At 52.1% G+C, this 6,518-nt stretch carries 5 protein-coding genes and 1 riboswitch; of the genes, 4 read left to right on the top strand and 1 reads right to left on the bottom strand.

Going from position 1 to position 6,518, the window contains the following annotated elements; all coding sequences use genetic code 11:
* Window positions 1-375 precede the first annotated feature (375 nt).
* Window positions 376-1,476, bottom strand: coding sequence for a prenyltransferase/squalene oxidase repeat-containing protein (locus DEF47_RS15600; protein ID WP_012191339.1), 1,101 nt, complete (start codon window positions 1,474-1,476; stop codon window positions 376-378).
* 90 nt (window positions 1,477-1,566) lie between these two features.
* Window positions 1,567-1,689: riboswitch (cobalamin riboswitch) on the bottom strand.
* 174 nt (window positions 1,690-1,863) lie between these two features.
* Between DEF47_RS15600 and pdxS the strand changes: the two genes are divergently transcribed.
* From pdxS to DEF47_RS15580, 4 genes are all read left to right on the top strand, one after another.
* A complete protein-coding gene (gene pdxS / locus DEF47_RS15595) occupies window positions 1,864-2,745 on the top strand; it encodes a pyridoxal 5'-phosphate synthase lyase subunit PdxS (protein ID WP_012191338.1) in 882 nt (293 codons plus the stop codon).
* 92 nt (window positions 2,746-2,837) lie between these two features.
* A complete protein-coding gene (pdxT, locus tag DEF47_RS15590; RefSeq protein WP_012191337.1) occupies window positions 2,838-3,410 on the top strand; it encodes a pyridoxal 5'-phosphate synthase glutaminase subunit PdxT in 573 nt (190 codons plus the stop codon).
* A 343-nt stretch (window positions 3,411-3,753) separates the two neighbouring features.
* Entirely contained in the window at window positions 3,754-5,025 is a 1,272-nt protein-coding gene (locus tag DEF47_RS15585) for an AfsR/SARP family transcriptional regulator (protein WP_012191336.1), read from the top strand.
* A 75-nt stretch (window positions 5,026-5,100) separates the two neighbouring features.
* Window positions 5,101-6,453 carry a substrate-binding domain-containing protein gene (locus DEF47_RS15580; RefSeq protein WP_012191335.1) on the top strand — a complete coding sequence of 451 codons (1,353 nt, stop codon included), beginning with the start codon at window positions 5,101-5,103 and terminating at the stop codon, window positions 6,451-6,453.
* Window positions 6,454-6,518: the final 65 nt, after the last annotated feature.

Genomic DNA, 6,518 nt, shown 5'->3' with positions numbered 1-6,518 from the left:
TTTTCGCGGCTCCCCCCTCGCCTCGCTGGGCGAGGGGGTGAGGGCATGAACATCGATGGCGAATCCTAGCCAATCATTTTCGGTAAAGAATGCCCTCACCCCAACCCCTCTCCCACTGCGGCGAGCGAGGGGCTTTTCGCGGCTCCCCTCGCCTCGCAGGGAGATGGGCACTTAATTGGGCTGGTTCCCCTCGCCTCGCTGGGTGGGCGAGAGGGCGAGGGCATGAACATCGATGGCGAATCCTAGCCAATCATTTTCGGTAAAGAATGCCCTCACCCCAACCCCTCTCCCACTGCGGCGGGCGAGGGGCTTTTCGCGGCTCCCCCCTCGCCTGCTGGGCGGGAGATGGGGTGAGGGGGTGAGGGAATATATAGATTAAGCGACGCGGCGCAAACGTAAACCAGCCACAATACAAGCCAAGCCAAACACAATCACCACTGGCCATAATGGCAATGCAGGTGCGCCAGTGTCGGGCAAGGTAATTGGGGTGTTTGGTTTGGGGGTAGCGGTTGCCACAGGTGTGCTTGGCACAGCAGTTGGTTGGGGTGCTGTCACCAAGGCGGTCAAAGGATAGGTCACATAGAACAAAGCAGGCGTAGCTTGATATGTCGCAAACGCATTATCATCGGGCGTTGCTGCATCGTAGCGGAACGCACCGCTGGCATTTTGCAAGCTCAACAAGGCACTCAATGGATTGCCAGTCGCCGTCGCCCAAGGTGCAGCGGTTGGATTACCGCCAGTTGCCACAATCGCTTGAATTACCAAGCCGGTTGAGTTGGCATCGGTGGCGCTGCCATAGCTCGAAGCCTTCGAATAGGGAAAACCACCATCACTATTTTGTTGGCTTTGCAAGTAGCTCAGCGCCTTGGTAACAGCTTCGCTCTTACCTTGACCAATCGCAACCAAGGCTTGTACTACCAAAGCGGTGGTATTGGTATCGCCAGCGCCAGCAGTTGTATCGCCGCTGAACGACCATGATCCATCGGCGATTTGGACCGAGTTCAAGGTGTTGATCGCTTTGTTTTCGACTGGTGCGCCAGCAGCATTCAAGGCCAACAAAGCCAAGGCATGGGTCGTGACATCGCCACCATACATACCACTATCGGCTTTGTAGCTGCCAGTTACAGCCGCGACCAAATCGGTTCCGGCAACGGCGCGAGGATTGTAGCCCAGCAACAATTCGGCCAACACAAACTTGGCGGCAACCCCAGGCTTAGCGGCGATTGCACTAGCATTTTTTTCGATAAAGCTTTGAACGTTGAGATCAACTTTCAAGCCAGTTGCCTTCAAGGCATAGACGGCATCGGCGGTTTCGCCCAACCCAAAGCCAGGAAAACTGCCATCGGCCTGAGCCTGAGTGACAATCCACGCGCCAGCTTTTGCGCCTTCGGTCGGGGCTTGCGCCGCAACTGGCATGGCCACAAATAGCGCGACTAAAACCAATAACCAGCGATGGATGGCTGCTCGTCGGAGCATGCGTGCCTCCTAAATCAAAAAAACCTTAGCCAGTTGGCTAAGGAACAGATAACAACGCGTTGGTTGTGCTTGTGCCAACGCAAGCCAACCCAGAAATCAACTATTCAATGGGTATTCGGGCTTGGCCAAAGGCTTACCGTAGCGTGGACTGCACCGGATTTGCACCGGATTTCCCCCAACTGTTTGCACAACATTTGAATAGCAATTTATGATTGATTGGGCTGATCGTACCATAGGCTACCTTGCGCCGTCAAAATTGCCGATCATGCACGATTGTCCCCCTTTGTCCCCCCGCAATGTTTATCGATTGTCACAATCAGCCATGGTACAATAGCGCCTGTCTAATCAAACGACACTCAAAATCATCAATCCACCAGAGGAATTGCAATGGAAACTTCAACATTTACCACCAAAGTCGGCTTGGCCCAAATGCTCAAGGGCGGCGTGATTATGGATGTGGTTACGCCAGACCAAGCTAAAATTGCTGAAGAAGCTGGCGCAGTCGCCGTGATGGCGCTCGAACGGGTTCCAGCCGATATTCGTAAGGATGGCGGCGTGGCTCGTATGAGCGACCCCGAAATGATCCAAGGCATCATTGAAGCAGTCACCATTCCTGTGATGGCTAAATCACGGATTGGTCACTTTGTTGAAGCGCAAATCCTCGAAGCGATTGGGGTTGATTATATTGACGAGAGCGAAGTGCTCACGCCTGCTGATGAAGAACATCATACCAACAAGCACAATTTCAAAGTGCCATTCGTCTGTGGCGCTCGTAATTTGGGCGAAGCCTTGCGCCGCATCACCGAAGGCGCAGCCATGATTCGCACTAAGGGCGAAGCTGGCACGGGCAATGTGGTTGAAGCTGTGCGCCACGCTCGCACGATGTTCGCCGAAATTCGCCGTTTGCAAACCCTCGATCCCGATGAGTTGTTTGTGGCTGCCAAAAACTTGCAAGCTCCCTATGAATTGGTCAAGCAAATTGCTGAATTAGGCCGCTTACCAGTTGTCAATTTCGCTGCTGGCGGGATTGCAACTCCAGCCGATGCTGCTTTGATGATGCAATTGGGTGTTGATGGCGTGTTCGTTGGCTCAGGGATTTTCAAATCGGGCAATCCTGCCAAACGCGCTAAAGCAATTGTTGAAGCAACCACCCACTTCCGCGATGCCAAGCTTTTGGCCGAAATTAGCCGCAACTTGGGCGAAGCCATGGTCGGCATCAACATCGATACCATCCCAGAGAACGAGTTGCTCGCCAAACGCGGTTGGTAATGTTATAAAGTCAAAAGGCAGAAGGCAAAAGGCAAAGCAGCAACGATGCTAGCCGATTGCCTTCTTTTTTATATTCAAAAAGGAATAAAGCAATGACGGTTGGAGTTTTGGCGCTGCAAGGCGCGTTTATTGAGCATGAAACAATGCTCCAAGGCTTGGGCGTGGCAACCTTGCAGGTGCGCTTGCCTGAACAATTAGTCCAAGTTGAGCGTTTGATTATTCCTGGTGGCGAGAGCACGACGATTGGTAAATTGTTGGTGCGCTTCGATTTGCTGGAGCCAATTCAGCAACGAGCCGCCGAAGGCATGCCAATTTGGGGCACATGCGCTGGCATGATTTTGCTGGCCAAGGAAATTGCCGAAGGTCGAGTTGAAGGCCAGCCAGCGCTTGGTTTGATGGATATTACTGCGCGACGCAACGCTTTTGGTCGCCAAGTTGATAGTTTTGAAACCAACTTGCAGGTGCCAGTGCTTGGCGAAGCACCATTTCATGCAGTTTTTATCCGTGCCCCGCAGATCGATAAGGTGGGTGAGGCCGTCGAAACTTTAGCCAGTTTAGATGATGGGCGGATTGTGGCGGCTCGTCAGGGTAAACTCTTGGCAACCGCTTTTCACCCCGAATTAACTGGCGATGCCCGTTTCCATGAATTGTTTTTAGGCTTGTAGGCAAGTACCTTCAACTTCAAGTCTAATCAGTCGCTCGTGGGCTATTTTTTTAACGCAGAGGCGCAGAGCTTTTTTAACCACGAAGAACACGAAGAACACGAAGGTAAATTACCTCGCGTTTTTCGCGTTCTTCGTGGTTCCAATTCCATCTCTCGATGTTCTTCATCCCTCATCCTTATCAACACGTTGCGACTCTGCGGTAACATTCGGCTCTGGCGGAAATAGGTTTTTTGATTTTGTCTTCTGCCTTTTGATTTTCATGGCTCTGCTATAATATTGGTTCAAGGCTTAGCCCACCCCACCTGCATCGACCAATCATTACCTCACCGCTGAGGAGTAGCGTATGCAACAGGTAGTACGTGTTTTTCATCAACTCTTGCCCGATTTTGTTGATCATGTGTCCGAGCAAATTGTTGCTAACCATGTGCCTGTGTATGCCAGCTTGCCGCAGCAGCATGTCAAAATGGCGCTCTACAATGCCATTCATTCAATCGAGATCGATTTAGCCCAAGGCACAACCTCAACCTATGCCGATTATTGGCGTGAGGTGGCGGTGCAACGTGCCCAACAAGGCATTTCACCAGTTCACAGCATGCTCGTTACCCATCTTTCAACCAATGTGATGACCCAATTTTTGAAGCAAGCCTTGGATCGTGAGCCAGAAGCCTTGGCCTGGTGGCTCGAACGTACCCACACGATTATTTCGCTGGGCATGTTGGTAATGACCGAGGCACGAATTAATGCCTTGCAACAACTTGGGCAGCTAGGAAGCGAGCCAGCCAGCAGCGGGATTATCATCCACGAACAGCCCAATTTGATTTTGCCACCTAGCCGCTGGCAAACCCCACAAGTGTTGCATTTGCAAGCCTTTGGCCAAATGCGGGCCTGGCGTGGCTCAAGCGAAGTGCTCAATTGGGGTCGTAAATCGGCAATCGCCTTGCTTGGGATTTTAATTACCCAACGCGGCCAATGGATTCAGCGTGAGCAAATTTGCGATCTGTTCTGGCCTGATTTAGCCCCAAATCAAGCCGAAGCCCACTTTAAAGTTGCCCTGAATGCGCTAACCGCTGTGTTGGAGCCAGAACGCCCGACGCGCCAAGCCTCAAGCTATATTCAACGCCGTAATACTGCCTATCGTTTGGCGTTTGATACTGCGCCAATTCAGCTGGATGTGCTACGCTTTGAGCAATTGCTGCAACGTGCCAACCACGCTAGCAATCCACTAGAAGCCATTAATTACTATCGCCAAGCACTCAATTTGTATGCTGGCGATTTTTTGGGCGATTGTTTGTATAGCGATTGGGCGAATGCTGTGCGTGAGCAATTGCGCCATCATTTTGTGCAAGCTGCCTGCGAATTAGCCCAATTATTGTTGGCTGAACAGCAACCAACCGAAGCCTTGGAGTGGGCCGAAGCCGCTTTACAAGCTGATCCCTATCAAGAAAACGCCTATCAAGCTAGCTTTATGGCCTATGCCCAACTTGGCAATCGGGTGCAATTGCAACGCAGCTATCAACGTTGCCAACAAGTGCTTGAGCACGATTTGGGCTTAGCTCCAATGCCCACCACCAAAGCCGCCTACCAACGAGCCGAACAAACGCTGCATCAACTGTAACTCAAGTGTAACTGGCCTTTGCTATGCTGAAGTGAGAGCTACTTCAATTGCATAGTCCAAAGGAGGACGCACGTAATGAAGCGTTTGATTTCGATGTTGGTAATTCTGGTTACTGCAATTCAGCTGTTGGCTGCCTGTAGCAGTGGCACTGGAGTTGAACCAACTGCCGCCACCAATCCAACCAGCGATTCAGCCCAAGCCACCGAAGCTCCTCCCGCGACGACCGCGCCTGCCGCAACGACAGAAAGCACCGAACCAACCGCCGCGCCAACCAGCGATAGCGCTGCCGCGACTGGCAAACCGATCAAAATTGGCCTGATCACCGATCAATCCAAGGCCTTGTCGTTGTATGGAACCCAAGAAATCAATGGCTTTATGTTGGGTTTGGAGTATGCCACCAACGGCACAATGCAAGTTGCTGGCCGCCCAATTGAAGTGATTGTCAAAGACGACGAAAACAACCCCGAACGCGCTCGTCAATTAGCGCGTGAGTTGATCGAAAAAGATGGCGTGGAATTGCTGCAATGCTGTGCCTCAACCTCAAGCGCCTTGACCGTGATTGAAATTGCCAAAGAAAACAATATCATTGCGATGATTGATCCAGCGGCTGGGCCACAAATTACTGGCTCGAATTTCAATCGCTTCGTCTTCCGCACTGGCCGCAATACCTTGCAAGATGCCTTGACCGCCGGCCCGTATATGGTCGAGAACGTTGGCAAAGAGTTTGTACAATTGGCTCCCGATACCGATTTTGGCAAAGGCTCAGCCGCTTCGTGGCGCTCGATCATCGAGGCCAACGGTGGCACCTTCGTCTCGGATGATGTGTTTATTCCCGCCGATACAACCGACTTTACCCCCTATTTGCAAAAATTGCTCGATGCTGCCGACGAAAAACAGGCCAAAGTGTTGATGGTCACTTGGGCCGGAGCCAACTTTCCACGCTTGTTCCAGCAAATGCAAGAGCAAGGCGTGCTCGATAAATTGACCTTGGCGACTGGCTTTGGCGATAACGTGACCATGCCGATGGTTTATGCCGATGCGGTTGGCTCGGTTGGCATGATTGCCTACCACTACACCCTGCCCAAGAACGAAGTCAACGATTGGTTGGTTGAGCAGCACAAAGCTAAATATGGCTCATACCCCGATCTCTTCACCGCTGGCGGGATGGCCTCAGGCATCGCAACCGTGCGCGGTTTGGAAGCAACCAAGGGCGATACCAACGCCGATGCCTTGATCGCAGCGCTCGAAGGTATGAGCTTTGAAGGGCCAAAAGGCATCTACACCTTCCGCAAAGAAGATCATCAAGCGCTCCAGCCGATGTACATGGTCAAGTTGATCAGCATTACCGACCCTGACGCTAAGTTCTTTGAGTTGCTGCAAGAACGCAGCGCTGAACAAACTGCCCCACCTGTGATGGTGACGGAGTAACGTTGGGGATCGGTTGATGGGGGTCGGGGATCGGGTTAAGTTGTTCCCTCACCCCCGACCCCTCG

The sequence above is a fragment of the Herpetosiphon sp. genome, from assembly GCF_003512625.1.
Lineage (GTDB): Bacteria > Chloroflexota > Chloroflexia > Chloroflexales > Herpetosiphonaceae > Herpetosiphon > Herpetosiphon aurantiacus.
The sequence above is the reverse complement of the archived record's forward strand: the minus strand, read 5'-3'. Positions and strand labels throughout refer to the sequence as shown.

Excerpts from the sequence above, each read along its gene's own strand:
- DEF47_RS15600 (WP_012191339.1), bottom strand. The coding sequence starts at position 1,476 with ATGCTCCGACGAGCAGCCATCCATCGCTGGTTATTGGTTTTAGTCGCG.
- pdxS (WP_012191338.1), top strand. The coding sequence starts at position 1,864 with ATGGAAACTTCAACATTTACCACCAAAGTCGGCTTGGCCCAAATGCTC.
- pdxT (WP_012191337.1), top strand. The coding sequence starts at position 2,838 with ATGACGGTTGGAGTTTTGGCGCTGCAAGGCGCGTTTATTGAGCATGAA.
- DEF47_RS15585 (WP_012191336.1), top strand. The coding sequence starts at position 3,754 with ATGCAACAGGTAGTACGTGTTTTTCATCAACTCTTGCCCGATTTTGTT.
- DEF47_RS15580 (WP_012191335.1), top strand. The coding sequence starts at position 5,101 with ATGAAGCGTTTGATTTCGATGTTGGTAATTCTGGTTACTGCAATTCAG.